The sequence below is a fragment of the Salmonella sp. SAL00670 genome, assembly GCF_046552235.1.
Lineage (GTDB): Bacteria > Pseudomonadota > Gammaproteobacteria > Enterobacterales > Enterobacteriaceae > Salmonella > Salmonella enterica.
In genome coordinates, this window is sequence record NZ_JBGDUO010000001.1 from 297,953 (window position 1) to 323,672 (window position 25,720).

Below are 25,720 nucleotides of genomic sequence, written 5' to 3' on the forward strand. Positions count from 1 at the left end.
GCACGGTGCAGGAGATGCATATTCGACATCAGGATCTTACGACGGCAGAGGTGCGTTCCAGTCATCTGCACCGTTTGCATCGTGTTACGCTTTTTTCCGCCGCTATCTGCCATATTACGCAGGGCAGTAAAGTCATCATTCAGGATGATAGCCGCCTTGTCGCCGGGCCGGGCGAGTTGATTATTATCCCGGCGAACACGCCGCTGGAGATTATTAATCAGCCTGCGCAGAACGGTTTTCGCTCCGACCTGTTGTTACTTTCACCGGAGATTATTGCTCGCTTTAAAACGATGTACGTTCAGGATTATCCACCGGCAAACCTGACATCGCTGTGTACCCCGATGAGCCGTAGCCTGACATTTATGTGGGAGAACGTGTTGGATGCTGTGCGCCAGGGCTTACCTGTCGGGCTACAGGAACATCAGGCGATGGGGTTACTGTTAGCGCTTTTGCATGATGGCGCGGCGGGACCGCTGCTTATTGAACGGCGTTACACCCTCACGGAGCAGGTGCGGCAACTGATTATGCTCTCACCTGCTAAGCTATGGACAGCCCAGGAGATAGCCCGCCGTCTTGCTATGGGAACATCGACGCTGCGTCGGCGTTTGCAGCGCGAATCGCAGAGTTATCGGCAAATTATTGAAGAGGTACGCATGTCCTGCGCGCTTTCTCAACTGCAATCGACGACGCTGCCGATCGGCGAAATAGCGCTACGGTGCGGCTACCTGTCGGGGTCGCGATTTACGGCCAGATTCCGCCAACATTATGGGTGTCTGCCCAGTCAGGTACGTTAAGTATGTCCTGTATGCGTCTTCACCGTTGATTATGAAAGGAGAACCATCATGTCGAACGTCTGCATTATCGCCTGGGTTTATGGTCGCGTTCAGGGCGTCGGATTTCGTTATACCACGCAGCATGAGGCGCAGCGACTGGGGTTAACCGGCTATGCGAAGAATATGGATGACGGAAGCGTAGAAGTGGTGGCCTGTGGCGACGCGGCGCAGGTGGAAAAGCTCATCAAGTGGCTGAAAGAAGGCGGACCGCGCTCTGCTCGTGTGGACAAAATCCTCACTGAACCGCACAGCCCTCGCGAGACGCTAACAGGCTTCAGTATTCGGTATTAAATACACTTTACCGGTTTGGGCAGACCGGCGATTTTGGTCGCTTGCTTTGCCGGGCCTTTCGGGAACAGACGATACAGATAGCGGCTATTGCCTTTTTCTTCGCCGAACTTATTCGCCATCGCTTTTACCAGCATTCGGATGGCGGGAGAGGTATTAAACTCCAGGTAAAATTCGCGCACGAAGCGCACGACTTCCCAGTGTTCCGCAGAGAGCTCAATGCCTTCATTGGCGGCGATAGCGACTGCCAGCGCTTCACTCCACTGCGTCGTCTCTTTCAGATAGCCTTCGCTATCAGTACTGATTTCTTTACCTTCAAAGATCAACATAACGTTTCACTGCGTAATCAACACGGACGGCAGTGTAGCAAAAAATAAAGCCCTGCATAAGCAGGGCTGGAAGAGGGGAATGTCGATTAGTCGCGGCTGGCGAAGCCCAGAATGCTGAGCAGGCTGACAAAGATGTTGTACAGCGAAACGTACAGACTGACGGTCGCACGAATATAGTTGGTTTCACCGCCGTGAATGATGTTACTGGTTTCATACAGGATAGCGCCCGAGGAAATCAGGATAAACACCGCGCTAATCGCCAGGTGCAATGCAGGCAGTTGCAGGAAAATATTCGCCACCATACCAATCAGCACGACGACGATCCCGGCCATTAACATACCGCCCAGGAAAGACATATCCTTACGGGTGGTCAGAACGTAAGCGGAGCAGCAGAAAAATACTAACGCGGTACCACCCAGCGCCAGGCCAATGACATCGCCCATGCCTGCTGACAGATAGGCGTTAAGAATCGGGCCCAGGATATAGCCGAGGAAGCCGGTAAACGCAAAAGCAGACAGGATACCGACCGGCTTATTGGCGGTTTTATAGGTCAGGAACATCAGCCCATACATACCGACCAGCGTCAGAATCAGGCCGGGGGAGGGCAGCATCAGTACCGTACTGGCTGTCGCGGTAATTGCGGAGAAAGCCAGCGTCAGGCTCAACAGAAAATAGGTGTTGCGCAGTACTTTGTGCGTACTCAGTAGCGAGCTACGATCACGCGATGATGTAATGATACGATCCATTAGTCACTCTCTTATGACAGATGTAATTAATAAAGGAGAATAATAAAAACAGTCACTGTCACCCAGTGGTTTTACCCATCTTTACGCATTCGTTTACGTTTAGTTTCCTTAAGAGATTTCAGGTGATTACCGTCGTTAAAACGGTCTGCTCATGCCTGGCGCTACGCCATAAAACAGGCGGCAGCGCCAACCACGCGTTACCGATAAAAAATTGATAATCACAGCGGTAAAACAGTGGGGACGATCAACACGTATTAAGCCAGTTTTTGTGTTGAAGAAATGGTCAATGTGCCGCTATTTCAGGCAATTAACGAAAATTTGCCTGTTTTTCACGCAAACGAACACATTCGGTCTTTACATGACGCACCGGGATGTTTATAGTGCGCCTCATTCCGGAAGTGTGGCCGAGCGGTTGAAGGCACCGGTCTTGAAAACCGGCGACCCGAAAGGGTTCCAGAGTTCGAATCTCTGCGCTTCCGCCAGATTAAACAAGGGGTTACCGAAAGGTAACCCCTTTGTTTTTTGGGCGCTTAGAATATAGTTAGAAAATACTGCTAGAACATTTCCCGAAAAAACGGACTACGTGGGTTTTTAGTTTCTTTTCGTTTCCTGATGTGTCTATTTATTGAAGATGTAGACCATTCTGGGAGGTGAAGGATGCCCCATCTCTTTCAGAATAATGTTGGTATATTCGACAACAGGGCCTCTTGGATGATTTTCTTCTTTATCCTGAAGATGGGGCAGTGCATGTACAACTTCATGAATAAATGAACGTTTTGTGTCAAAAAGTTGTCTTCCTTCGTTACTTTCATAATGTTCGGTATATGAATCATCAGAATCGTCCAGATTGAGACAAATAACTTTCCTGCCTTCTGAAAGTTTGAAGTGTTCCTGAGCCACGGTAGTTTCAAAGGCTTCGCCTGCCCCCAGTAGCCAGCGCTGCTCCACATCATGTAGTTCTTTTTCATATGCGTAATTCATCAGTCTGCGGAATGTTTCGCTTTGGGTATACGCATTTTGAAGTACGGAGGATAGTTCATCGTAGCATTCGTCATAAGTGTCGTCATCAATTTCTGTATCAGGGTCTATTCCACCCGCGCCTGAGATAAGGTACTCCACCACACACTCTGGCTCCAGACGGAATTCACTGTTTATGGCAAGGCTGTCATGAGCAAGGCGTAGCCGTGAGGGGTTTGGTGCATGTTCGGGAATATCGGGGAAAACAGGTGTATCTGCGGTATTTAATCCATATGTGGATACTCCGCTTTGAGGTATTAATCTGTAGGTGACCGGAAGCATAACTTCTTATTTCCTGACTACAATTATGAATTATTTAAATTAAACAATAATAGTGTTTTTAGTTAATGTGCCACATACAGATAACGCTATGATTCAGACAAAGCCAACAAGTAATACGCTGAAAATGTTATTTATAATGAAACTTAGGGGCGGGGTTTATTTAATAAAACAAGGGGGCCTCTGTTTGAATACTTCTTGTTTATAAAATCCCTTTATCTCGACTAAAATATCGGATGGGGGAAAAGAGTTCTATCATTGTAATCCGGGAGTGGAGTAGGGGTATGTTGACTACCTGTCAGATCGGCTCCTGTTAATGCTTTCGCTAAAGTTAGAGCTATCTTATCTAATTTCGCACCATTTAGTTTGGTGTCAGTTAAGTCTGAGCCGAATAGAATTGCAGCGGTTAAGTTTACACCGGACATGTTAGCGCAAGTCAGGTCTGCGTGAGTCAGGTTTGCTTTAGTCATGTTTGAACCCATTAGATTTACAGCGTGTAGATTTGCACAACACAAATTTGCACCGACTAAATTTACATTAGAAAGAGTTGTTTCACGGAAATCTGCATTAGAAGCATCTATTTTTGACAAATCTTCCCCCTGGAAATCTTTATGAGCCAGGTTTACTCCGCGCAGGTTCAGAAAACCATCCTCGGTTATAAGTGAATCAGGCTGTTGTATATTATGTTTACTCATCAGTTTTAACATTCGACATACATTCCAAAATCTCTCACTATCAACTTTATCCGTTACAGTTTTTCCATTTTTGTTCACTTCAATAATGACCATGGGATCCGTATTTTCGGATGCTGCTCCACATGACAGACATATAGTACACCCGTTGACATCCTCCAGAAATATTTTATTACCATCGAAGAAAGCATTTTTATTTACATATAATAATGATGTGGTCAGTTTTCCAATTACCTCCCGAAAGCATCTTTCATTGCTTCTTCTTACTCCACCACAGGTAAAAAAATTGACAAACCATTCCAGTATACCGCGTGGTGAAGTTGCACTTTTCATTGCTTCTTTCGTACCGGTACCGGCCGCATGCAAATATCTTAATATATTTTCTGGGGACGCGTTAGTTATTGGCATTTTGATTCCTTCTTATGGAAGTGAGCCGACTCCTTATAGGTGTGAGTCAAGTCACATTTATACAAGGAATAATAAAAAAAGATATAAGGTGATTTTTGTATTTAGAGCTTTGGTTGAGTATGAGTAGGTGTCTGGCATCTGACAAGAGGCGATGATATCTGCCATAACGGTGAAGCAGAAGTAATATCACCCGTGAATAATAAGATTATCCTTGCTATTGACTTCCTTCATTTCCAGCATAGCTTACGCTTCATCATCATTGAATAAACAATTAAGTTTGTTGAGCGAAAATTTACTTAAAGAAAAAATAATAAGCACTAATATTTTTTGCAGTATTTCAACTTATACCAGAATAAATGCGCGTAGATGGCGTAAAAACCTGATGAGCAGGAATACTTACACACTAAAAATGCTCCCGCAAACAGAGCAAAATGAGAGAGATGAACGTTTGCCCCTTACATTTCCACCAAAGATTCTGGTCTTGTCTCTTGTAAAGGGCATACGTATCGCGTTTTATCTCATTAAGAAAGTATGTTGACGTATTAAATTATGCATAATGCTCTTTCAATTGCTTCACGTTTGAAATGAATAATTCAAAACCAGTGAGCGCCTCTTCTTCGGTACTGGTTTGCGGCAAGCGATAAAGCGCCACTAAAGCAGTATTGTCTGCGTCAGCGCCGATAGTGACGGCGCTGGTGTAGTTCAGACGTAAAAAATGCTGCAAAGTCAGGATGTCGTCAGGCAATGGCATAAAGGGACAGCACATTTCCAGTGTATGATCGGATTCATTAAAATAAACCTGTATCCCATCATCAATGATAAGCAGTGGCTCATCTTCTGGCGCATCCAGGCCTAACGCGTCATATAAACGATTTAATAGACTTTCCATATAGTTACCTCAAGACTCAAGATGTGATTAATGAAGAAATGCCTTTTACTGACTGCCAAATATTTTCATCCCCAACTCGTTTTTGATAGGAAAGATTGAGCACCTCTGGCGATAAATTTTTCATTACTTTGTTTCCCGCCCCGCCCGTATTTTGTTTCTGAATCTCCAGGTTACCGCTATTCAGTAATACTTTTTGGAAAATTTTCTGTCCACCGCTATCCGGAAGACTACCAGGCGCACTTAACATATGGGTCTGATGTAAGGAAATGATCTCTCGCTTGATTTCTGAATCCATCATCCCTGTACGATCTTTGCCGCTTTTACAATTCCAGGCGGGTACCGCGTCAATTTCATGGGCTAACATGGCAAGGCGTTGTGCGAGTTTATAGGGTTCGCCGCCATCTTTATGATGTTGGTTATTTTTCCATATATCCTTAATCTGGCGCGCTAATGTATTGACGACCTCATAATTATCCGGGTATTGCGCCAGCCATTCGCCAACCCAGCCACCTGGTCTGGCTTCAGGGCGTAAATCATTGCCTAATAACTGATGTAGCGCCTCGGCATTATAGCTATCCGATGCCTTAAGGCCAAAGCCGAGCTTGAGCGCCAGCTCATTAACACCCACATTAAATGCGGCGACGTCCGGTTTTATTTTTACCGTCTGTAGATCGCCATCTTTATTGCGGATTTTTAAATGAATCATTTTTCCCGGCTGGGTCAACGATTGCCATGCGCGCATTTGGTCCTCGACCATCGTTCCCTCTTTGCCGAAAATATTCGACGCGGTGAGTAACCCGACGGATACCAGTTTCAGGCTTACCGCCTCGCCCGCTAAGGCTTTGTTAAGCAACTCAGGTTTACTAAAAAGTGCCGCAGTTAATACTTCTTTGGCTTTGTTTTCAGCGCCGACGTGACGCAGAAGCGGATCTTTTTCATGATAGGGGGAAAGCACGCCATGACGTATCCCGCAAAAAAGCGTTTTATCTTTACCGTCCTCATGCACACTCACCGTGGACATCCACAAATTATTGGCGTGATGAATATTCTTGGTATCCCAACTGCATACGCCCTTTCCCTCATAAGCACTGGGAAAGATATCTTTTGCGCCGATTTTCATCTCTGCTGCAGGGAGCTGCGTGTTGGTATAGTGATGCCCGTTATGCGTGAGTGTATTTTTTATGGTTTGCCAGGGCTGGTTATTAAGCTGCTTGACCTGAGCATCTCTAAACGCTACTGCCGCAAAGCGATGAGCTTCTTTTGCAGGTAAGCCATCCTGCTGCTGAGTGCGTGCTGCAATAAGTTCGATAAGATTTTTCTTCAATGCTTTTGCCGCGGCTTCTTCTTGTTTTGTTGCTGGCCGGTCCGCTTTAACTTTGGCTAACTCCATTTGGTTTGCCATTGACGTTAGAACCGGGTCTTGTTTACCCAGAACGGTTGCCGCGACGGTAAGAAGATCGCGCTGTAAGTTATAGAGGTTATGCAGCGAGTGGTTAGACGCCTTCTGATGCTGTAGATAATTCCCCCATGTCGCGCCGGGTTCTCGCAGGACAATAATTTCCGGGCGAACGTCGGACGCTTTAGCCGGTGCTTTGCCCTGGCCTGAGAGAATCTGCATTCCGTTGTATAAGGTTTTTTGTAGGCTTTTAAAAGCCTCCTGGGTTTTTAGTGAAGCTGAGTGATAGAAGCTCTGTATTTGCATAGCGTTTTTAATATTCCTGAATAGGGGAGTGGGAACATTCAACAGGGTTAACAACCCTTTAAAATGATGTGACTTTTATGCACCAGGAACTTTAAAAAAATGTCCTTTTTAATGAGGAAACGCTTCTGATCAGGCGGGGAGGCATCCTGACGTCCATACGTAGTGGCGATCATGGGGGAGATCGGTACATCAAATGTTCATAAAATCTACAAACTTCACAATTTATGGCACAACTTTTATTGAAAACCCACCTTCTTGACTCAGATCAAATTCACCGATTTACTCCTGCGTAAAGTAACGGCGTTACATCAAATGTTATACAGGTGTGTGTATGCCAGCAAAGCCCCGGACAAGTAAGACCGTGACGAAGAATATTCGTTTTTCCTATTCCATGCTTGAACAGATAGAATTCGCGTTGAAATCTGAAAAGACGCGGAATTTTTCAGCATGGGTAAAAGAGGCCTGTCGGGAAAAGTTATGTAACACGGGACATAAGCTGTAGTTATCGTCTTATGTAAGAGGGGGCGGCCATTTTGAAAAGAACAACGTGCTTATATACCTCCTGGGTTTTTGCCGCTTTTGTCTCTCTGCTGATATTTGCCTGGAGTGTCATAAACTATCCTCTCTATGAATCCATAATAATTATTGTCTTTTATATCTGGCTAATTCTGGTACCGCTTTATCTTATTGTGTATGAGTGGCTAATAGATTGTCATTAAATTTATGGTTGCGTACTTGAAAAGTGATATTTCATATCTGTACGGTAAGTCATTGTCGTAATAATATTATTGGTCAGGCGACGGGCGAGCGTCTGCGCATTTTGCATCGTTTTATCTTCAAAATTTTGCAGTAAGCGTTGCGCTTCTTTCGGATGCGACGCATATAATCTCAGATAGCTCTGCTCCATCTTATACTGCTGCTTAGCTGTTTGCTGTTCAAATGTTTTCCAGGCGTGTTGCACATCTGGCGCAAACGCATTGTAGTCCTGCATAACCAGCGTTTGCAGCGTGCGGAATGTCCAGTAGGTAGAGTCGTTGCTCGCCCGATCGGTTCCTTTATCATCTCCGGGTTGATAATGACGCATCCCCTGATAATAGGGGAGATAGACACTAAGAGATGGCATTCCATAGGCGATGTATTCTACGTTGCCGATAGCCTGCGGTAATTTCGGTCTGACCTGTAAAATATGCGACTCCTGGGTACGAAAAACGGATATGGGTCGCCATGGTTCTTGTGGATTATGACTGGCATAAGGGTCGTGCGACGTTCCCTGATAGTGATTTCGTAACGCGTTTTTTACTGCCGCCACGCTAATTTTTGTTATTGGCGTTAAAAAAACAGGAAATGTTTCCCCTTCGCTAACGGCCGTATCCAGATGCGGATTAAACTGGTGTTGTAGCGTCCAGACGCGCGGATAATTATAGGTGGTATCGTTTTTGTTATCCTGCGAATAGGCTTGATGGAAGTCGAATTCGCCGCGGGCCGGATCATATAATCCCTGCTTTTTCGCAAAGCTTACTAACGTTGGTGACGCCATATAATTCGCGTTATCATTCGGATCGTAATGGCGTAAACGTCCCTGATTGGCGGAAACGAAATAGCTATCTGCCGGAAGTCGTACTGCCAGCCATTGATGACCGCTTCCCGTCTCCAGATACCATATCTCTTTGCTATCAATAAACGCGACGCCGAAACCTTCGCCCGCGCCTTTTTGTTCAATAATGTCTCCCAGTAATTTGGCGCCCTGACGCGCCGATTGCGCCACTGGCAGGATCGCGGACTCAATGGCGTCTTCCGTGATTCCCGTTTTTGTCACGTAAGGATCGGCAGCCAGCGCCGCTCTGCCGTTATAAATGGTTTCCGTTGCGCTCATTCCGACGCCCGCCGAATTGAAACCGGCTTCACCCATGGCGTTATCGTTAGTATCAAAGTCATGAATCGCCGTATAGCGCATCGCTGTCTCCGGAAGCGGCCAGCTAAAATTGTTCCGATGTGCTTTATACTCGCCTTGTTGATGAAACGCGATGGGATGAATAACCTTATGCTTGGCGTTATTTGCCGAGCCATCTTCGTTGCGCGCGATAATGAAGGAGCCGTCAGCCGAAGCCTGATTGCCTACCAAAAGGGTAGTACAGGCGATGACTTTACCCATACCCAGCAGCGTAACGGCGAATGCAAGATACTTTTTCATAAAGGTTCCCACTGAATAACGCGTTATGGGATGAATTGACCCTGGATTGGAAACCGAGAAAGTGATCGAGCCAGCAATATTCTTTGCCGGCATCCTTTATTTTCTCTTTATTGAGGTTGTATTGATAACCACAGCCCTGTGGCAGGGAAGGGGAACAGAACCTGTACTGACCTTAGCTATCACCGCTATCGGGCAGACGAACCGAAAAGATATTATGTTCATCGGCATAGCGGTAAGATGCCGAACCACCGTGTAATAGAGCAATCGCGTTAACTAACGATAACCCCAGGCCGAAACCGGCAGTGTGGCGGGCATTATCTCCTCGCCAAAAACGCCGGAAAAGCTTATCCGCATCGGCGGGGTGGCTGCCCGGATTAGCGACCCGAATTTCTGCAACGTTATCATCATAAGCGCTTTCAATACGTATCACGGCGTTTTCATCAGAATAACGGATGGCATTCGTCAGCAGGTTTGAGAGCACTCTTTGTAATAATATTTCGTCAGCCCATACCGTTCCCTGACATTGATTTATAAAACAGATGCGCTTCTCCTCGGCAAGGGGGCTAAGATAATCCAGCATATTTTCGACCAGCGCATTGAGCGAAACAGGCTGTTTTTTTACCGCTATATTCTGGTGCTCCGCGCGTGCCAGAAAGAGAATATTTTCTGTCAGTCGCGACAGTCCCTCCAGCTCTTCAATATTATCGACAAGGGCTTGTTGATACTCTTCGGCGCTGCGTTCCTGACTCAGCATCACCTGGTTTTTCCCCAGTAAAATATTAACCGGCGTGCGCAGCTCATGCGCCAGATCGTCGGCAAATTGGTTCAGGCGTTCAAAATCGTCGGAAAGCTTCTGGCGCATGGTATTTAGCGCTTGTCCAAGCGGCCTGAGCTCAACGGGTAACGCCTGTTCCGCCAACGGCTGGCGAAGTGTGCCGCTATCTGTCGCCGCGGTGAGTCGGCTGAGCGACGTAATGGCCCGCAGCCCGTTTCTGATGACTAATGGACTGAGCGCCGAACAGACGAGGATCGCGATAAGGCTCATCAGCAAACTGTTGCGGCGATATTGCGCCAGCATTTGCCGCCTTTCCGTCGCCAGCCTGGCAATAGTAAGGGTCAGCGGGTCATCGCCGCTTCTGGCGCTTACGCGTACCGCGGTCAGTTCCGTGCCTTGTACCGCCTGGCGAAATAAGGTTTCGCGGGTGATGTTTTTAGCCAGTGGAATCTCGTTAAAGCGTTGGTCGGGGATGCCGCTATGATTAATCGCAACATTGTGGCCTGTTGCTGAATGAATCAATAAGATATCCTGCTTCGTATCCACCATCCGATTGAAATAGAGCGGCAGATTTTCCGGCCTGGCGCCATCCAGTAACAGTTGCTGCATTTGCGCCGCCCGATTTATTAGCGTCATATCATCCCGATACGTTAATTCTTTGCTCAGCGCGTTATAGAGCGTCCAGCTAATGCCGGTACAGGCGAGGATAAGGATGGCGATAAAAGAAATTGTCAGGCGCAGCGTCATTGATAACTTAACCATTCTGCGACGCTTCCGCCTGTAATCGATAACCCATCCCCCGGACGGTCATAATGAGCTTATTTTCAAATGGATCGTCTACTTTGGCGCGCAGCCGACGAATCGCGACATCAACGGTGTTGGTTTCACTATCAAAGTTAATTCCCCAAACTTCGCTGGCAATCGCGGTTCGGGGCACGATTTCTCCTGCCCGGGACGCCAGTAACCAGAGGAGCAGGAATTCTTTGCGGGTCAGGGAAATCGGTTTGCCATTTCGTGACACCGATTGCTTTGTGGCATCCATGTCCAGACCATTAATCGTCAGTCGGGTAAAGACCGGGACATGCTGTCTGAGTTGAGCTCTCACCCGGGCCAGCAGTTCGGCGAAGGAAAAAGGCTTAACAAGGTAATCATTAGCGCCCGCCTCAAGACCTTTGACGCGATCCTCAACCGAGTCGCGCGCCGTCAGGCAAATAACAGGGGACTGATGCGCAGTGCGTAACGCGCGTAAAACCTGCCATCCATCAAGCCCCGGCAGCATAATATCAAGAATAATCAATGAATAATGTTCCTGAAGGGCGAGGTGTAATCCGTCTCGTCCATCACAGGCATAATCAACCACATAGCCTGCTTCCGTGAGTCCCTGACGTACCCACTCAATGGTTTTCTGGTTATCTTCAATCAATAAAATCTTCATCAACGCAGTATGCCATAGGCTTGGTAGCGAATCCGTAAATCTCCAACAAGATGACATAATTGTCATGTCCGTGTAAGGTTAATCCTGGACGCGCCAGATATATTTTCCTGCATCAATACCGTAAAGGAGTGAAGCATGAAACGATATATACTGGCTACCGCGATAGCGTCTCTTGTTGCAGCCCCGGCAATGGCGCTGGCCGCTGGCAACAATATTCTCAGCGTACATATTCTCGATCAGCAAACAGGCAAACCGGCGCCCGGCGTGGAGGTGGTACTGGAGCAGAAAAAGGATAACGGATGGACGCAATTAAACACCGGGCATACCGACCAGGATGGACGTATTAAAGCACTGTGGCCCGAAAAAGCTGCCGCGCCGGGGGATTATCGCGTTATTTTTAAAACCGGCCAGTATTTTGAAAGTAAAAAACTGGATACGTTTTTCCCGGAGATTCCCGTCGAGTTTCATATCAGCAAAACGAATGAGCACTATCATGTGCCGCTGTTATTAAGTCAGTATGGTTATTCAACCTATCGCGGGAGCTAATTTAGAGCCTATCCCATTAGGGTTATTTTACTTGCCATTTTGGTCCTGGGCAGTGCTCGCCAAAACGCGTTAGCGTTTTGAACGCCGCTTGCGGCGGCCCGAAGGGCGAGCGTAGCGAGTCAAACCTCACGTACTACGTGTACGCTCCGGTTTTTGCGCGCTGTCCGTGTCCAAACTGGCTGCGCCAATAACGCCTGGTGGGATAGGCTCTTAGATTGTATTAATCGCCGCGATTTATGGCGAGCAAACATCGCGGCGGGAATAAAAATCTTCAGCGTATCGACTCTTCTCCCACAAGCGGTGGTTATCCCGCTTGTGGGCATGAGTGACGGTTAAACAGGCGCTTCCATCTCAAGTCTGACCGGATGAAAACGGCGTTTGAAATAAATCAGGCCATGCCCATCCTGGCTAAGAATAATATTTTTGATCGCCACCAGATACACCAGATGCGTGCCAATGGTTTGTACCTCGCTGATCTCGCCTTCAAGACCGGCCAGCGCGCCGTTAAGTACCGGCTGGCCCAGCGGCCCGTTTTGCCAACATGGCTGGTGAAAACGCTCTTCCATCGCCATCCCCGTCATACCGGCAAAGTGGCGCGCCATCAGCTCCTGCTCATGGTTAAGTACATTAATGCACAGCTTGCCGTTGCCCTGAAAGACGGGGTTCATGGCGCTATTGGCATTAATACATACCATCACGGAGGGCGGCGTATCGGTGACGGAACAGACCGCTGTTGCGGTGATACCGCAGCGTCCGGCGTGACCCGCCGTGGTTACGATGTTGACCGCTGCCGCCAGACTTGCCATCGCATCGCGAAAACGCAGACGTTGTTCATCTACTTGCATGAGAACCTCCTGCCGCGTTATTTCAGCAGCTTATCCAGTTGATTGATGTCGTCGTTATTGTGCAAATGCGAAACCGTCCAGCCATTCTGATCGTATTCGGAGAGGCAGCGATCGACCATTGCCATCATCTTATCCATATTGCCGGAGCTCTGGGCCTGACGCAGGCACTGCAGACGAATTTCATCCTGGCTGCCCGAGTAGTTAATCTCGTACAGCTCATGGCGACCGCCAAACTCGCTACCGATGGCATCCCACATCAATTTAAGAATTTTGATACGTTCAACATGGTCCATTCCGTTAGAGCCGCGTACGTATTTCGCCAGGTACTGGTCGATTTGCGGATTATTCAGATCGCGGGCGCTGGAAGGCAGGTAAATCAGGCCGCTGGTAACGTTACGTTCAATAATATTTTTAATTTTCGCGTAGGCCATTGGGGCCATCACACGATAGGTTTGCAGCGCGGCGTGGTCCGGCAGCCAGGCGCCGTTTACCCACGGGGTTGCTTCAGAACACATAGAATCGCTCAATGCCCAGAACATATTGCGCCAGGCCACGACTTCGCCGAGATCGGCCTGCACACCCCGGAACTCTACGGTACCCGTACATTCGAGCGATTTTTTCAGCAGCGCGGTAATGAAATCAAGTTTAACCGCCAGACGAACACAGGCTTGCAGTGGATACATACGGGCAAAGCCGCCTTCCATCGTCCAGCGACGGCAACGATCGAAATCACGGTAAATCAACACGTTTTCCCACGGGATCAACACCTTGTCCATCACCAGAATGGCATCGTTTTCATCAAAGCGGCTGGAGAGTGGATAATCAAACGGCGAGCCCGTCGCGCCCGCGACCATTTCATACGAGGCGCGCGAAATAAGTTTTACGCCTTCGGCATCCATTGGCGCGACAAACATCAGAGCAAAGTCCGGGTTTTCGCCCATCACCTGGGCTGAGCCGAAACCAATCATGTTGTAGTGAGTCAGGGCGGAGTTAGTGGCGACGACTTTCGCCCCGCTGACAATAATCCCGGCGTCCGTCTCTTTCTCCAGCTTGATATAGACGTCTTTCACTTCGTCGGCAGGTTTGTGGCGGTCAATGGGCGGGTTGACGATTGCATGGTTAAAGTACAGGCCGGTCTCCTGAATACGGGTGTACCAGTTGCGGGCGTTCTGCTCAAACTGGCCGTAGAAGGCTGGGTTAGCGCCCAGGGCGCAACCAAAGGCGGCTTTGTAATCCGGTGTGCGTCCCATCCAGCCGTAACTCAGGCGTGACCACTCGGCGATAGCATCACGCTGTTGGCGCAGATCGTCTGCGCTTTTCGCCACGCGGAAAAATTTATGCGTATAACCGCCGCTGCCGGTATCGGTATTCCAGCACAGGGTATCTTGCATCGACGGTTTATGTAATGCGTCATACAGTTGTGCGACAGAGGCTGCGGCATTGCGGAATGCCGGATGTGTCGTAACATCTTTAACGCGTTCGCCGTAAATATAAATTTCCCGCCCGTCCTGCAGGCTTTTTAAATACTCTTCGCCCGTTAACGGACGCTTGTTATCAGTACGAAAATCTTCAGGTTTCATTGCGGCCTCTTCCTCGTTAATCGGAATGTTTTGTTAATAATATGTTTCTTATTTGTTGTTCAATTGAATAGGCAGAAGCGTAAACTGTGAAGAGACTTTCAGGACAACGGCGGGTACTTTTCAGATGAACGTCGAAGAAGAAGAGTAAAATGCGATCGCCGTCAACGTTGTAAGCGGGAGGGGATTCCCGTGTCGGCGGCGTGGGAAGGTAAGAATACTATGCTTCCGCTTCGCTATCAGGATGCTGGCGCCCCAGAGCAATAAGATCGTCCAGCAGCAGCATCAATTGCTGTGTTTTTTCGGGCGTGAAATCGGCCTCAATTTTTCGATAAGCCTCTTCTACCTGGCTTCGGGCACGGGCGTACAACGTTTGTCCCTGCTCCGTCAACATGACATATAACTTACGCTGATCGTTAACCGGCTTGAGTCGCAACACCAGTCCGTCTCGCTCCATGCGCGTCAATATTCCGGTCAGACTTGGACGCAAAATGCAGGTACGAAAGGCCAGCTCGTGAAAATCCATAGAGGGGCTATCGGCCAGGATTCGCACAATGCGCCATTGCTGGTCGGTCAGATTGTGGCTTTTAACGATGGGGCGGAAATAGGTCATTGCCGCTTCGCGCGCCTGAAGCAAGGCGATGGTTAATGAATCATGCATAAGCGTTTCTCTTTTGCAGAATTATTAATACCTGAATAATCGTGTTTACCGATGTGAGCTATGACATCTGTTTTATGTCCAAAGTTTAACAGAAACAAGGGGTTTTATTTAACTCTTTGATATATATGTGTTTAATAATAAATTTGTGAAAATATTGTTAATCACATCACAAATACTTTACTTCAGCTTGCTAAATGTACAGCGAAAGCATAAATCTAATCATTAATATATTAATGAAATCACAGCCCGTTAAATCGGCCTGAGGAGTTTATGTATGAAGGGTACTGTTTTCGCCGTTGCGTTAAACCATCGCAGCCAGCTTGATGCCTGGCGAGAGGCTTTCTCTCAGCCTCCCTATAATGCGCCGCCTAAAACCGCAGTGTGGTTCATCAAGCCGCGTAATACGGTGATTCGTCACGGCGAACCCATTCCTTATCCGCAGGGAGAAAAGGTACTGAGCGGCGCGACAGTGGCGCTCATTGTGGGGAAAACCGCCAGCCGGATACGCCCTGAAGCGGCGGCGGACTATATCGCCGGGTATGCGCTGGCTAACGAGGTCAGCCTGCCGGAAGAGAGCTTTTATCGCCCGGCGATTAAAGCGAAATGTCGCGATGGCTTTTGCCCGCTGGGTGAAATGGCGCCGCTGAGTGATGTGGATAACCTCACCATTATCACTGAAATCAACGGACGAGAAGCGGACCACTGGAATACTGCTGATTTACAGCGTAGCGCCGCACAACTGCTTAGCGCGTTAAGTGAGTTCGCTACGCTTAACCCTGGCGATGCGATCTTACTCGGTACGCCGCAGAATCGCGTTGCGCTGCGTCCCGGCGATCGGGTGCGTATTCTGGCGAAAGGTTTACCCGCTCTGGAAAATCCGGTTGTCGCAGAAGATGAATTCGCCCGCCACCAGACGTTTACGTGGCCGCTGTCAGCGACGGGAACGTTATTTGCGCTGGGGTTGAACTACGCCGATCACGCCAGCGAGCTGGCATTTACGCCGCCGAAAGAGCCGCTGGTATTTATCAAAGCGCCAAACACCTTTACCGAACATCACCAAACGTCGGTGCGCCCGAACAACGTCGAATATATGCACTACGAAGCCGAGCTGGTCGTGGTGATTGGCAAAACGGCGCGTAAGGTGAGCGAAGCCGAAGCTATGGAGTATGTGGCCGGTTACACCGTCTGCAACGACTACGCGATCCGCGACTATCTGGAAAACTACTACCGTCCGAATCTGCGGGTAAAAAGCCGCGACGGCCTGACGCCGATAGGCCCGTGGATTGTGGATAAAGAGGCGGTTTCTGATCCGCATAACCTGACGTTACGCACCTTTGTCAACGGTGAGCTGCGCCAGGAAGGGACGACCGCCGATCTGATCTTCAGCATCCCGTTCCTGATTTCTTATCTGAGCGAATTTATGACGTTGCAACCGGGCGACATGATTGCCACCGGTACGCCGAAAGGGTTGTCCGATGTGGTGCCGGGGGATGAAGTTGTCGTGGAAGTAGAAGGCGTGGGTCGCCTGGTTAACCGAATCGTCAGTGAGGAGAGTGCAAAATGAAGAAAATAAATCATTGGATTAACGGCAAAAACGTTGCAGGTAACGACTACTTCCAGACCACTAACCCGGCGACCGGTGATGTGCTGGCGGAAGTAGCCTCCGGCGGTGAAGCAGAAGTGAACCAGGCTGTCGCGGCGGCAAAAGAGGCGTTCCCGAAATGGGCCAACCTGCCGATGAAAGAGCGCGCGCGCCTGATGCGTCGCCTTGGCGATCTGATTGACCAGCATGTGCCGGAAATCGCGGCGATGGAAACCGCCGACACCGGCTTGCCTATTCACCAGACTAAAAACGTGCTGATCCCGCGCGCCTCGCATAACTTCGAATTCTTCGCCGAAGTGTGCCAGCAGATGAACGGCAAGACCTATCCTGTTGACGATAAAATGCTCAATTATACGCTGGTGCAGCCCGTCGGCGTCTGCGCGCTGGTGTCGCCGTGGAACGTGCCGTTTATGACCGCGACCTGGAAAGTCGCGCCGTGCCTGGCGCTGGGTAACACCGCGGTGCTCAAAATGTCCGAGCTGTCGCCGCTGACTGCTGACAGGCTGGGCGAGCTGGCGCTGGAGGCAGGAATTCCGGCAGGGGTGCTGAACGTGGTGCAGGGCTATGGCGCGACGGCGGGCGATGCGCTGGTACGCCACCATGACGTGCGTGCGGTGTCGTTTACCGGCGGTACCGCCACCGGTCGCAATATCATGAAAAATGCCGGCCTGAAAAAATACTCGATGGAGTTGGGCGGCAAATCGCCGGTGCTGATTTTTGAAGATGCCGACATTGAGCGCGCGCTGGACGCCGCGCTGTTCACCATCTTCTCGATCAACGGCGAACGCTGCACCGCCGGGTCGCGCATCTTTATCCAGCAGAGCATTTACCCTGAGTTCGTGAAGCGCTTTGCCGAACGTGCGAATCGCCTGCGTGTCGGCGATCCGACCGACCCGAACACCCAGGTCGGCGCGCTGATTAGCCAACAGCACTGGGAAAAAGTCTCCGGTTATATCCGCCTCGGCATTGAAGAGGGCGCAACGCTGCTGGCGGGCGGTGCGGAAAAACCCACTGACCTGCCTGCGCATCTGAAAGGCGGTAACTTCCTGCGCCCAACCGTGCTGGCCGATGTCGACAACCGTATGCGCGTCGCGCAGGAAGAGATCTTTGGGCCAGTTGCCTGTCTGCTGCCATTCAAAGACGAAGCGGAAGGGTTACGCCTGGCGAACGATGTGGAATACGGTCTGGCCTCTTATATCTGGACCCAGGACGTGAGCAAAGTGTTGCGCCTGGCGCGTGGGATTGAAGCCGGCATGGTCTTCGTCAACACCCAGAACGTCCGCGACCTGCGCCAGCCGTTCGGCGGCGTGAAAGCCTCCGGTACCGGGCGCGAAGGCGGCGAATATAGCTTCGAAGTGTTTGCGGAAATGAAAAACGTCTGCATCTCAATGGGCGACCATCCTATCCCAAAATGGGGAGTTTGATATGGGCAAGTTAGCGTTAGCAGCAAAAATTACCCACGTGCCGTCGATGTATCTTTCTGAACTGCCAGGAAAAAATCACGGTTGTCGTCAGGCAGCCATTGATGGGCATATTGAAATTGGCAAGCGTTGCCGCGAAATGGGCGTTGACACCATTATCGTATTCGACACCCACTGGCTGGTGAATAGCGCTTACCACATTAATTGTGCCGACCATTTCCAGGGCGTCTATACCAGCAACGAATTGCCGCACTTTATTCGCGACATGACCTATGACTATGACGGTAATCCGGAGCTCGGCCACCTGATCGCCGACGAGGCAGTCAAACTGGGCGTGCGCGCTAAAGCGCATAACATCCCGAGCCTGAAGCTGGAGTATGGCACGCTGGTGCCGATGCGCTACATGAACAGCGACAAGCACTTCAAAGTGGTCTCCATCTCGGCGTTCTGCACTGTGCATGATTTTGCCGACAGCCGCAAACTGGGCGAAGCCATTCTCAAGGCGATTGAGAAATATGACGGTACCGTAGCGGTATTCGCCAGTGGTTCTCTGTCGCACCGTTTTATTGACGACCAACGGGCGGAAGAGGGGATGAACAGCTACACCCGCGAGTTCGATCATCAAATGGACGAGCGCGTGGTCAAGCTGTGGCGCGAAGGCAAATTCAAGGAGTTTTGCACCATGTTGCCGGAGTACGCCGACTACTGCTACGGCGAAGGCAACATGCACGACACGGTCATGCTGCTGGGAATGCTGGGTTGGGACAAATACGACGGCAAGGTGGAGTTCATCACCGACCTGTTCGCCAGCTCCGGTACCGGCCAGGTGAACGCTGTTTTCCCGCTGCCTGCGTAAGGGGTGTTTATGCCGCACTTTATTGCTGAATGTACTGAAAATATTCGCGAGCAGGCTGATTTACCCGGCCTGTTCAGCAAGGTAAACGAGGCGCTGGCCGCCAGCGGGATTTTCCCCATCGGCGGTATCCGCAGTCGCGCCCACTGGCTGGATACCTGGCAGATGGCTGACGGTAAGCATGATTACGCGTTTGTGCATATGACGCTGAAAATCGGTGCCGGGCGCAGCCTGGAGAGCTGTCAGGAAGTCGGCAAAATGCTGTTTGGGCTGATTAAAGCCCACTTCGCCGACCTGATGGAGAACCGCTATCTGGCGCTGTCGTTTGAGATTGCCGAGCTACATCCAACGCTCAATTACAAACAAAACAACGTACACGCGTTATTTAAATAGCACACTCTTTCGCCCGGTGGCGCTGCGCTGACCGGGCCTACAAAAAAAAACGATGCACGAAGCAATACCGAACCGTAGGCCGGGTAAGACGCACCGCGTCGCCACCCGGCGCAGCAGCACCGAATGACGTAACAGGAAGCAACTATGCTCGATAAACAGACCCATACCCTGATCGCCCAGCGACTTAATCAGGCTGAAAAACAGCGTGAACAGATTCGCGCAGTGTCGCTGGATTATCCCAACATCACTATTGAAGATGCCTATGCCGTACAGCGTGAATGGGTCAATATCAAGATGGCCGAAGGGCGCACGCTCAAAGGCCACAAAATCGGCCTGACCTCAAAAGCGATGCAGGCCAGCTCGCAAATCAGCGAACCGGATTACGGCGCGCTGCTTGACGATATGTTCTTCCATGACGGCGGCGATATCCCCACCGACCGTTTTATCGTCCCGCGTATTGAAGTGGAGCTGGCGTTCGTGCTGGCGAAACCGCTGCGCGGCCCTCACTGCACGCTGTTCGACGTCTACAATGCCACGGATTATGTGATTCCGGCGCTGGAACTGATTGACGCCCGCAGCCACAACATCGACCCGGAAACCCAGCGCCCGCGCAAAGTGTTCGACACCATTTCCGACAACGCCGCCAACGCTGGGGTGATCCTCGGTGGTCGTCCCATCAAACCAGACGAGCTGGATCTGCGCTGGATCTCCGCGCTGCTCTATCGCAACGGCGTGATCGAAGAAACCGGCGTCGCCGCAGGCGTGCTGAATCATCCGGCCAACGGCGTGGCGTGGCTGGCGAACAAGCTTGCCCCCTACGATGTCCAGCTTGAAGCCGGGCAGATCATCCTCGGCGGCTCGTTCACCCGCCCGGTGCCGGCGCGCAAGGGCGACACTTTCCATGTCGATTACGGCAACATGGGCGCGATCAGTTGCCGGTTTGTGTAAGGAAAAAACGATGAAAAATGCTTTCAAAGACGCGTTAAAAGCGGGGCGTCCGCAAATCGGTTTGTGGCTGGGGCTTGCCAACAGTTACAGCGCTGAACTGTTAGCGGGCGCCGGCTTCGACTGGCTACTGATTGACGGTGAACACGCGCCAAACAACGTGCAGACGGTGTTGACCCAGTTGCAGGCGATTGCGCCTTATCCCAGCCAGCCGGTGGTGCGTCCGTCATGGAACGATCCGGTACAGATTAAGCAACTGCTCGACGTCGGCGCGCAAACGCTGCTGATACCGATGGTGCAGAATGCCGATGAAGCGCGAAACGCCGTGGCGGCTACTCGTTATCCGCCTGCCGGTATTCGCGGCGTGGGCAGCGCGTTGGCGCGGGCATCGCGCTGGAACCGCATTCCGGACTATCTCCACCAGGCCAACGATGCCATGTGCGTACTGGTGCAGATTGAAACGCGTGAGGCGATGAGCAATCTGGCGTCAATTCTCGACGTGGATGGCATTGACGGCGTGTTTATCGGCCCGGCGGACCTCAGCGCCGATATGGGCTTTGCCGGCAATCCGCAGCACCCGGAAGTGCAGGCGGCGATTGAGAACGCCATCGTGCAGATACGCGCGGCGGGGAAAGCGCCGGGGATTCTGATGGCCAATGAAGCACTGGCGAAACGTTATCTGGAACTGGGGGCGCTATTTGTCGCCGTCGGCGTTGACACCACGCTGCTGGCGCGCGGAGCGGAGGCGCTGGCGGCGCGCTTTGGCGTAGAAAAAAAACTGTCCGGTGCGTCCGGCGTCTATTAAGCCTGGCCCGGTAAGCGCAGCGCTACCGGGCAACCGTAGTACCCTACAAAATTCCCATCAGAGGAAAAAAAATGAGCGACACATCATCTGCACTTCCGGAAAGCCCCGAGTCTGTCCGTTCGCACAACGCGCTCAGCACGGGTCAACAAACCGTCATAAATAAACTGTTCCGCCGACTGATCGTATTTTTATTCGTGTTGTTTATCTTCTCGTTTTTAGACCGTATCAACATCGGTTTTGCCGGGTTGACGATGGGGCAGGATCTGGGGTTAAGCGCCACCATGTTTGGCCTTGCCACGACGCTGTTTTACGCCACCTACGTCATTTTCGGCATTCCCAGCAACGTGATGTTGAGCATTGTCGGCGCCCGCCGCTGGATTGCGACCATTATGGTGCTATGGGGCATTGCATCTACCGCCACGATGTTCGCGGTGGGACCGAAAAGCCTGTATGTGCTGCGAATGCTGGTGGGCATTACCGAAGCGGGCTTTTTGCCAGGAATATTGCTCTATTTAACCTACTGGTTCCCGGCATTTTTCCGCGCCCGCGCCAACGCATTATTTATGATTGCCATGCCGGCCACTACCGCGTTGGGGTCGATTGTCTCCGGCTATATTTTATCGCTGGACGGCATATTCAATCTGCATGGATGGCAGTGGTTATTCCTGTTGGAAGGATTTCCGTCAGTTTTGTTAGGCATTATGGTCTGGTTTTACCTGGATGATACCCCGGCAAAAGCCAAATGGCTGACGGCAGAGGATAAAAAATGTTTGCAGGAGATGATGGATAATGACCGCCTGACGCTGGTTCAGCCGGAGGGGGCCATCAGCCATAACGCCATGCAGCAGCGTAGTCTGTGGCGCGAAGTATTCACGCCAATTGTACTGATGTATACGCTGGCCTATTTTTGCCTTACCAATACGCTTAGCGCCATTAGTATCTGGACGCCGCAAATCCTGAAAAGTTTTAATGAAGGCAGCAGCAATATCACCATCGGCCTGCTGGCGGCGATCCCGCAGATTTGTACTATTCTGGGCATGATTTACTGGAGCCGCCATTCGGACAAACATCAGGAACGTAAACATCACACGGCGTTGCCGTTCCTGTTTGCCGCCGCGGGCTGGCTGCTGGCGTCGGCGACCGACCATAACCTGATCCAGCTCCTGGGGATCGTGATGGCATCCACGGGTTCCTTTAGCGCGATGGCGATCTTCTGGACCACGCCGGATCAGTCGATCAGTTTACGCGCCAGGGCGATAGGCATTGCGGTCATCAATGCCACCGGCAATATTGGCTCCGCGCTCAGCCCGTTTATGATTGGCTGGCTAAAAGATATCACCGGTAGCTTCAATAGCGGACTCTGGTTTGTCGCTTCTCTGTTAGTCGTCGGCGCCGCCATTATCTGGCTCATTCCCATGAAAGCATCGCGTCCGCGCGCCACCCCTTGAGGAGAAACTATGTGCCAACGTGCGATCGCCAATATTGATATCAGCAAAGAGTATGACGAAAGCATGGGCAGTAACGATGTGCATTATCAGTCGTTTGCTCGTATGGCGGATTTCTTTGGTCGTGATATGCAGGCGCATCGCCACGACCAGTTTTTTCAAATGCACTTTCTTGATACCGGGCAGATTGAGCTACAGCTCGACGATCATCGCTATTCGGTGCAGGCGCCGCTATTTGTGCTTACGCCGCCCTCGGTGCCGCATGCTTTTATTACCGAATCGGATAGCGATGGCCATGTTCTGACGGTACGCGAAGAGCTGGTTTGGCCGCTGCTGGAAGTGCTTTATCCCGGCACCAGAGAGGCCTTTGGCCTGCCGGGAATCTGCCTGTCGCTGGCGGATAAACCCAACGAGCTGGCGGCGCTCAAACATTACTGGCAGCTAATTGAGCGGGAGTCCACGGAACAACTGGCTGGCTGCGAACATACCCTGGTGCTACTGGCGCAGGCGGTATTTACCTTGCTGTTGCGTAATGCGAAGCTGGACGATCACGCCGCAACCGGGATGCGCGGTGAACTGAAACTTTTTCAGCGCTTTACCCTGTTAATTGACAACCACTTCCATCAGCACTGGACGGTGCCCGATTATGCCTGCGAGCTGCATATTACCGAATCTCGTTTGACCGATATTTGCCGACGTTTTGCTAATCGCCCGCCTAAACGCCTGATTTTTGATCGGCAATTACGCGAGGCGAAACGACTGCTGCTTTTTTCCGACAATGCTGTCAACGAGATCGCCTGGCAATTAGGTTTTAAAGATCCGGCTTATTTCGCCCGTTTCTTTAATCGCCTTGCTGGCTGTTCTCCTTCGCAGTTTCGCCAACGTGAAGTTCCCTCTTTTCTCAACTAAGAAGAGTAAAAACATGATGAAAAAAAGCGTCGCTATGCTGGCGGTTTGTATGCTGGCGCAAAGCCACCTTGCCATTGCTGCCGGTACTCCTGCGCCTCAAGAGATCAACATTGTTTTACTGGGCACCAAAGGCGGGCCTTCTTTGCTCAATACAGCCAGACTACCGCAAGCGACGGCGCTCACTATCGGCGATAAAATATGGCTGATAGATGCCGGCTACGGTGCCAGTCTGCAACTGGTGAAAAACGGCATTCCACTGCGCAACATCAATACTATTTTGCTCACCCATCTGCACAGCGACCACATACTGGATTATCCTTCCTTGCTGATGAATGCCTGGGCAAGTGGTCTGAAAGACCATACCATACAGGTGTATGGCCCGCCGGGAACCCAGGCGATGACGAAGGCTAGCTGGAAGGTCTTTGACAGGGATATCACGCTACGCATGGAGGAAGAGGGGAAACCCGATCCGCGCAACCTGGTTAAGGCGACCGATATTGGCCAGGGCGTCATCTATAAAGATGAACTGGTCACAATAAGCGCGCTAAAAGTGCCTCATTCCCCTTTCCCGGACGGTGAAGCGTTTGCTTACCGTTTTGATACCCAGGGTAAGCGAATCGTCTTCTCTGGCGATACGTCCTGGTTTCCGCCGCTTGCAACGTTTGCTCAAGGGGCGGATATCCTGGTACATGAGGCGGTACATGTCCCTTCGGTAGCAAAACTGGCTAATAGTATTGGCAACGGAAAAACGCTGGCTGAAGCGATTGCGTCGCATCACACCACGATTGAAGATGTCGGTAAGATTGCTCGCGAGGCCCACGTGAAAAAACTGGTGTTAAGTCATCTGGTGCCTGCGACGGTTGCGGATGACGTCTGGCAACAGGAAGCCATGAAAAATTACCCGGGCCCTGTCATTGTCGGTCATGACAATATGACGATAAGCGTACCGTAAGTATCAGAGCAGGGATAAACCCACGGGCTGACATGATGTCAGCCCGTTATGCTTTTGGCGATCAGCATGACGCGCAGAGCTTTTGTCTAAAACATTATTTTTTCTAAACACTACTTGCTGATTTTTATGCACAATAAAGGTAAGATGATTGCTCTGGTGAAATATCACTAAATAAGAATGTCACGGATGGAATTTATACAGTGTTAAAAGCAATGCGTTTCTTTGTCTGCCGGCCATCAGTAATATCCTCTGTACCGGCTCCTCGTTGCCAAAGTGAAGGTTAGATTAAACGAATCAAAAAATATCCGAACTGTACAATTTTTATATCAAACATATTTAACTGCAAAATACTGCAAACGTGCGCGAATACACTTAATCAGTAGTATGGCTAATGCATACTTTATTTCCTAAACTTTCTTATTATCTATTTGAATATTTCTGGTTAAACCAAATGGACAAACGGATACCAGACACTCGAAAGGATAACTGCAGGCTTCTGGTTTAGGATTGCAGTTACCAGGACAGTGGCTATTTTCTTTAAGCGATTTCCATAGAACAGGATTAAACCTGGTAACGTTGTAAACAGTAACGGGATAAAGTTTATCGTTTATTAAGACCCCCTTATTAAAGGGGATGATAATGCTACCTGGAGGCATGTAAACATCTGCCTGATACCATAAGGTCAATCTAAGATTTTTTAGGCTATGTATGCATGAGAACGACACTCCGGTAGAGGGACTTATAACTGTATCAACGACCTTCCATTCCATTACAGAAACCTTTTAAGTGAAATAGTCAATGGTGTAAATTACATTTTCCGTAAGCCTATTCAGGATAGATGAAAATCTGAGAAACATAACTCGTTGAAAACGATCGTTTTTTATTGACCACTCTATTTATATTGATTTTTTAATAAGTTATTTATTTTATGCTCTTATTTTGTTTACATTCTATTACATTTTTGTATTTTAGACGTGGTGTAAATATTGGGCGGTAGTGGATGTTATAACGCTCAATTATTAAACTGTAAGTGACTGTTGTATTTCTTATTTATAAATACCGCAACCTGTAAGCGCAGCGGTACATTTTACCCGGCATTGACAGGGAGAAGGTACGTATCAACCAGAGAGTACAAAACAGTGAAAGAATATATTCTTCAGGCAATAAATGATCGCTAACGT

Annotated in this window: 28 protein-coding genes and 1 tRNA gene; 15 read left to right on the plus strand and 14 right to left on the minus strand. The window is 50.0% G+C overall.

Annotation, left to right across the window (positions count from 1 at the left end):
• Positions 1-14 precede the first annotated feature (14 nt).
• A complete protein-coding gene (locus tag ACLJRS_RS01425; RefSeq protein ID WP_000548080.1) occupies positions 15-794 on the plus strand; it encodes an AraC family transcriptional regulator in 780 nt (259 codons plus the stop codon).
• A 48-nt stretch (positions 795-842) separates the two neighbouring features.
• Entirely contained in the window at positions 843-1,124 is a 282-nt protein-coding gene (gene yccX, locus ACLJRS_RS01430; RefSeq protein ID WP_000072884.1) for an acylphosphatase, read from the plus strand.
• On the opposite strand, the gene tusE is transcribed toward yccX, so the two are convergent.
• Both tusE and yccA read right to left on the minus strand, forming a co-directional pair.
• Positions 1,121-1,450 (minus strand): sulfurtransferase TusE, encoded by a 330-nt coding sequence (tusE, locus tag ACLJRS_RS01435; protein ID WP_000904446.1) that lies wholly within the window; start codon positions 1,448-1,450, stop codon positions 1,121-1,123. The genes yccX and tusE overlap by 4 nt on opposite strands.
• An 86-nt stretch (positions 1,451-1,536) precedes the next feature.
• On the minus strand, positions 1,537-2,196 hold the full coding sequence (gene yccA / locus ACLJRS_RS01440; protein ID WP_000374046.1) for an FtsH protease modulator YccA: 660 nt from the start codon (positions 2,194-2,196) through the stop codon (positions 1,537-1,539).
• A gap of 394 nt (positions 2,197-2,590) precedes the next feature.
• On the opposite strand from yccA, the gene ACLJRS_RS01445 reads away from it, so the two are divergent.
• Positions 2,591-2,678, plus strand: a tRNA-Ser gene (locus tag ACLJRS_RS01445).
• A gap of 136 nt (positions 2,679-2,814) precedes the next feature.
• Here the strand turns inward: ACLJRS_RS01445 and pipA are convergent.
• A complete protein-coding gene (gene pipA / locus ACLJRS_RS01450; protein WP_369532146.1) occupies positions 2,815-3,495 on the minus strand; it encodes a type III secretion system effector protease PipA in 681 nt (226 codons plus the stop codon).
• Positions 3,496-3,716: 221 nt separating this feature from the next.
• Positions 3,717-4,592, minus strand: a complete 876-nt coding sequence (pipB, locus tag ACLJRS_RS01455) for an SPI-2 type III secretion system effector PipB (protein WP_001123040.1) — start codon at positions 4,590-4,592, stop codon at positions 3,717-3,719.
• Positions 4,593-4,809: 217 nt separating this feature from the next.
• On the opposite strand from pipB, the gene ACLJRS_RS01460 reads away from it, so the two are divergent.
• Positions 4,810-5,130: a membrane protein gene (locus tag ACLJRS_RS01460; RefSeq protein ID WP_010989012.1), complete on the plus strand. Its 321-nt coding sequence runs from the start codon at positions 4,810-4,812 to the stop codon at positions 5,128-5,130.
• 9 nt (positions 5,131-5,139) lie between these two features.
• On the opposite strand, the gene sigE is transcribed toward ACLJRS_RS01460, so the two are convergent.
• Both sigE and sopB read right to left on the minus strand, forming a co-directional pair.
• On the minus strand, positions 5,140-5,481 hold the full coding sequence (gene sigE, locus ACLJRS_RS01465; protein WP_000444724.1) for a type III secretion system chaperone SigE: 342 nt from the start codon (positions 5,479-5,481) through the stop codon (positions 5,140-5,142).
• A 16-nt stretch (positions 5,482-5,497) separates the two neighbouring features.
• The gene (sopB, locus tag ACLJRS_RS01470) at positions 5,498-7,183 is read right to left on the minus strand and encodes an SPI-1 type III secretion system effector inositol phosphate phosphatase SopB (RefSeq protein WP_001166962.1); all 1,686 of its coding nucleotides are present in this window, start codon (positions 7,181-7,183) and stop codon (positions 5,498-5,500) included.
• A gap of 331 nt (positions 7,184-7,514) precedes the next feature.
• Between sopB and ACLJRS_RS01475 the strand changes: the two genes are divergently transcribed.
• Positions 7,515-7,685: a YlcI/YnfO family protein gene (locus ACLJRS_RS01475; RefSeq protein ID WP_001111006.1), complete on the plus strand. Its 171-nt coding sequence runs from the start codon at positions 7,515-7,517 to the stop codon at positions 7,683-7,685.
• Here ACLJRS_RS01475 and ACLJRS_RS01480 read toward each other — a convergent pair whose 3' ends face one another.
• The 4 genes from ACLJRS_RS01480 to hprR form a co-directional block, all read right to left on the minus strand.
• Positions 7,686-7,796, minus strand: coding sequence for a hypothetical protein (locus ACLJRS_RS01480; RefSeq protein ID WP_000174813.1), 111 nt, complete (start codon positions 7,794-7,796; stop codon positions 7,686-7,688).
• A gap of 108 nt (positions 7,797-7,904) precedes the next feature.
• Positions 7,905-9,374, minus strand: coding sequence for a C69 family dipeptidase (locus ACLJRS_RS01485; protein ID WP_000760224.1), 1,470 nt, complete (start codon positions 9,372-9,374; stop codon positions 7,905-7,907).
• Between the two features lie 172 nt (positions 9,375-9,546).
• On the minus strand, positions 9,547-10,911 hold the full coding sequence (locus ACLJRS_RS01490) for a heavy metal sensor histidine kinase (RefSeq protein WP_000240041.1): 1,365 nt from the start codon (positions 10,909-10,911) through the stop codon (positions 9,547-9,549).
• Positions 10,904-11,584: a response regulator transcription factor HprR gene (gene hprR, locus ACLJRS_RS01495; protein ID WP_000698208.1), complete on the minus strand. Its 681-nt coding sequence runs from the start codon at positions 11,582-11,584 to the stop codon at positions 10,904-10,906. The genes ACLJRS_RS01490 and hprR overlap by 8 nt, the downstream gene beginning before the upstream one ends.
• A 135-nt stretch (positions 11,585-11,719) precedes the next feature.
• Between hprR and hiuH the strand changes: the two genes are divergently transcribed.
• The gene (gene hiuH, locus ACLJRS_RS01500; protein ID WP_000833182.1) at positions 11,720-12,130 is read left to right on the plus strand and encodes a hydroxyisourate hydrolase; all 411 of its coding nucleotides are present in this window, start codon (positions 11,720-11,722) and stop codon (positions 12,128-12,130) included.
• Positions 12,131-12,462: 332 nt separating this feature from the next.
• Here hiuH and ACLJRS_RS01505 read toward each other — a convergent pair whose 3' ends face one another.
• The 3 genes from ACLJRS_RS01505 to hpaR all read right to left on the minus strand — a co-directional run bounded on the left by ACLJRS_RS01505 (position 12,463) and on the right by hpaR (position 15,213).
• Positions 12,463-12,975 (minus strand): 4-hydroxyphenylacetate 3-monooxygenase reductase subunit, encoded by a 513-nt coding sequence (locus tag ACLJRS_RS01505; protein ID WP_001195551.1) that lies wholly within the window; start codon positions 12,973-12,975, stop codon positions 12,463-12,465.
• A gap of 17 nt (positions 12,976-12,992) precedes the next feature.
• The gene (gene hpaB / locus ACLJRS_RS01510) at positions 12,993-14,555 is read right to left on the minus strand and encodes a 4-hydroxyphenylacetate 3-monooxygenase, oxygenase component (RefSeq protein ID WP_000801496.1); all 1,563 of its coding nucleotides are present in this window, start codon (positions 14,553-14,555) and stop codon (positions 12,993-12,995) included.
• A gap of 217 nt (positions 14,556-14,772) precedes the next feature.
• Entirely contained in the window at positions 14,773-15,213 is a 441-nt protein-coding gene (hpaR, locus tag ACLJRS_RS01515) for a homoprotocatechuate degradation operon regulator HpaR (RefSeq protein WP_000543922.1), read from the minus strand.
• A gap of 274 nt (positions 15,214-15,487) precedes the next feature.
• On the opposite strand from hpaR, the gene hpaG reads away from it, so the two are divergent.
• The 9 genes from hpaG (at position 15,488) to ACLJRS_RS01560 (ending at position 24,539) form a co-directional block, all read left to right on the plus strand.
• The gene (gene hpaG / locus ACLJRS_RS01520) at positions 15,488-16,777 is read left to right on the plus strand and encodes a 4-hydroxyphenylacetate degradation bifunctional isomerase/decarboxylase (protein ID WP_000679216.1); all 1,290 of its coding nucleotides are present in this window, start codon (positions 15,488-15,490) and stop codon (positions 16,775-16,777) included.
• A complete protein-coding gene (gene hpaE, locus ACLJRS_RS01525) occupies positions 16,774-18,240 on the plus strand; it encodes a 5-carboxymethyl-2-hydroxymuconate semialdehyde dehydrogenase (RefSeq protein ID WP_000723524.1) in 1,467 nt (488 codons plus the stop codon). The genes hpaG and hpaE overlap by 4 nt, the downstream gene beginning before the upstream one ends.
• 1 nt (position 18,241) lies before the next feature.
• Entirely contained in the window at positions 18,242-19,093 is an 852-nt protein-coding gene (hpaD, locus tag ACLJRS_RS01530) for a 3,4-dihydroxyphenylacetate 2,3-dioxygenase (protein ID WP_000516976.1), read from the plus strand.
• A 9-nt stretch (positions 19,094-19,102) separates the two neighbouring features.
• The gene (locus tag ACLJRS_RS01535; RefSeq protein WP_001119848.1) at positions 19,103-19,483 is read left to right on the plus strand and encodes a 5-carboxymethyl-2-hydroxymuconate Delta-isomerase; all 381 of its coding nucleotides are present in this window, start codon (positions 19,103-19,105) and stop codon (positions 19,481-19,483) included.
• A gap of 144 nt (positions 19,484-19,627) precedes the next feature.
• A complete protein-coding gene (gene hpaH, locus ACLJRS_RS01540) occupies positions 19,628-20,431 on the plus strand; it encodes a 2-oxo-hept-4-ene-1,7-dioate hydratase (protein ID WP_000884801.1) in 804 nt (267 codons plus the stop codon).
• A 10-nt stretch (positions 20,432-20,441) separates the two neighbouring features.
• A complete protein-coding gene (hpaI, locus tag ACLJRS_RS01545) occupies positions 20,442-21,233 on the plus strand; it encodes a 4-hydroxy-2-oxoheptanedioate aldolase (protein ID WP_000785064.1) in 792 nt (263 codons plus the stop codon).
• 71 nt (positions 21,234-21,304) lie between these two features.
• The gene (gene hpaX / locus ACLJRS_RS01550) at positions 21,305-22,681 is read left to right on the plus strand and encodes a 4-hydroxyphenylacetate permease (protein ID WP_001285795.1); all 1,377 of its coding nucleotides are present in this window, start codon (positions 21,305-21,307) and stop codon (positions 22,679-22,681) included.
• Positions 22,682-22,690: 9 nt separating this feature from the next.
• Positions 22,691-23,587: a 4-hydroxyphenylacetate catabolism regulatory protein HpaA gene (gene hpaA / locus ACLJRS_RS01555; protein ID WP_000336602.1), complete on the plus strand. Its 897-nt coding sequence runs from the start codon at positions 22,691-22,693 to the stop codon at positions 23,585-23,587.
• A gap of 13 nt (positions 23,588-23,600) precedes the next feature.
• Positions 23,601-24,539: an MBL fold metallo-hydrolase gene (locus ACLJRS_RS01560; protein ID WP_000976561.1), complete on the plus strand. Its 939-nt coding sequence runs from the start codon at positions 23,601-23,603 to the stop codon at positions 24,537-24,539.
• A 407-nt stretch (positions 24,540-24,946) separates the two neighbouring features.
• On the opposite strand, the gene ACLJRS_RS01565 is transcribed toward ACLJRS_RS01560, so the two are convergent.
• Positions 24,947-25,309, minus strand: a complete 363-nt coding sequence (locus ACLJRS_RS01565) for an anti-adapter protein IraM (protein ID WP_001537781.1) — start codon at positions 25,307-25,309, stop codon at positions 24,947-24,949.
• Positions 25,310-25,720 lie beyond the last annotated feature (411 nt).

Excerpts from the sequence above, each read along its gene's own strand:
- ACLJRS_RS01490 (WP_000240041.1), bottom strand. The coding sequence starts at position 10,911 with ATGGTTAAGTTATCAATGACGCTGCGCCTGACAATTTCTTTTATCGCC.
- tusE (WP_000904446.1), bottom strand. The coding sequence starts at position 1,450 with ATGTTGATCTTTGAAGGTAAAGAAATCAGTACTGATAGCGAAGGCTAT.
- ACLJRS_RS01425 (WP_000548080.1), top strand. The coding sequence starts at position 15 with ATGCATATTCGACATCAGGATCTTACGACGGCAGAGGTGCGTTCCAGT.
- yccA (WP_000374046.1), bottom strand. The coding sequence starts at position 2,196 with ATGGATCGTATCATTACATCATCGCGTGATCGTAGCTCGCTACTGAGT.
- hpaD (WP_000516976.1), top strand. The coding sequence starts at position 18,242 with ATGGGCAAGTTAGCGTTAGCAGCAAAAATTACCCACGTGCCGTCGATG.
- ACLJRS_RS01535 (WP_001119848.1), top strand. The coding sequence starts at position 19,103 with ATGCCGCACTTTATTGCTGAATGTACTGAAAATATTCGCGAGCAGGCT.
- sigE (WP_000444724.1), bottom strand. The coding sequence starts at position 5,481 with ATGGAAAGTCTATTAAATCGTTTATATGACGCGTTAGGCCTGGATGCG.
- ACLJRS_RS01505 (WP_001195551.1), bottom strand. The coding sequence starts at position 12,975 with ATGCAAGTAGATGAACAACGTCTGCGTTTTCGCGATGCGATGGCAAGT.
- ACLJRS_RS01485 (WP_000760224.1), bottom strand. The coding sequence starts at position 9,374 with ATGAAAAAGTATCTTGCATTCGCCGTTACGCTGCTGGGTATGGGTAAA.
- hiuH (WP_000833182.1), top strand. The coding sequence starts at position 11,720 with ATGAAACGATATATACTGGCTACCGCGATAGCGTCTCTTGTTGCAGCC.
- hpaI (WP_000785064.1), top strand. The coding sequence starts at position 20,442 with ATGAAAAATGCTTTCAAAGACGCGTTAAAAGCGGGGCGTCCGCAAATC.
- hpaB (WP_000801496.1), bottom strand. The coding sequence starts at position 14,555 with ATGAAACCTGAAGATTTTCGTACTGATAACAAGCGTCCGTTAACGGGC.
- pipB (WP_001123040.1), bottom strand. The coding sequence starts at position 4,592 with ATGCCAATAACTAACGCGTCCCCAGAAAATATATTAAGATATTTGCAT.
- pipA (WP_369532146.1), bottom strand. The coding sequence starts at position 3,495 with ATGCTTCCGGTCACCTACAGATTAATACCTCAAAGCGGAGTATCCACA.
- hpaX (WP_001285795.1), top strand. The coding sequence starts at position 21,305 with ATGAGCGACACATCATCTGCACTTCCGGAAAGCCCCGAGTCTGTCCGT.
- hpaH (WP_000884801.1), top strand. The coding sequence starts at position 19,628 with ATGCTCGATAAACAGACCCATACCCTGATCGCCCAGCGACTTAATCAG.
- yccX (WP_000072884.1), top strand. The coding sequence starts at position 843 with ATGTCGAACGTCTGCATTATCGCCTGGGTTTATGGTCGCGTTCAGGGC.
- ACLJRS_RS01475 (WP_001111006.1), top strand. The coding sequence starts at position 7,515 with ATGCCAGCAAAGCCCCGGACAAGTAAGACCGTGACGAAGAATATTCGT.
- ACLJRS_RS01565 (WP_001537781.1), bottom strand. The coding sequence starts at position 25,309 with ATGGAATGGAAGGTCGTTGATACAGTTATAAGTCCCTCTACCGGAGTG.
- sopB (WP_001166962.1), bottom strand. The coding sequence starts at position 7,183 with ATGCAAATACAGAGCTTCTATCACTCAGCTTCACTAAAAACCCAGGAG.
- hpaG (WP_000679216.1), top strand. The coding sequence starts at position 15,488 with ATGAAGGGTACTGTTTTCGCCGTTGCGTTAAACCATCGCAGCCAGCTT.
- hpaR (WP_000543922.1), bottom strand. The coding sequence starts at position 15,213 with ATGCATGATTCATTAACCATCGCCTTGCTTCAGGCGCGCGAAGCGGCA.
- hpaE (WP_000723524.1), top strand. The coding sequence starts at position 16,774 with ATGAAGAAAATAAATCATTGGATTAACGGCAAAAACGTTGCAGGTAAC.
- ACLJRS_RS01560 (WP_000976561.1), top strand. The coding sequence starts at position 23,601 with ATGATGAAAAAAAGCGTCGCTATGCTGGCGGTTTGTATGCTGGCGCAA.
- ACLJRS_RS01480 (WP_000174813.1), bottom strand. The coding sequence starts at position 7,796 with ATGACACTCCAGGCAAATATCAGCAGAGAGACAAAAGCGGCAAAAACC.
- hpaA (WP_000336602.1), top strand. The coding sequence starts at position 22,691 with ATGTGCCAACGTGCGATCGCCAATATTGATATCAGCAAAGAGTATGAC.
- hprR (WP_000698208.1), bottom strand. The coding sequence starts at position 11,584 with ATGAAGATTTTATTGATTGAAGATAACCAGAAAACCATTGAGTGGGTA.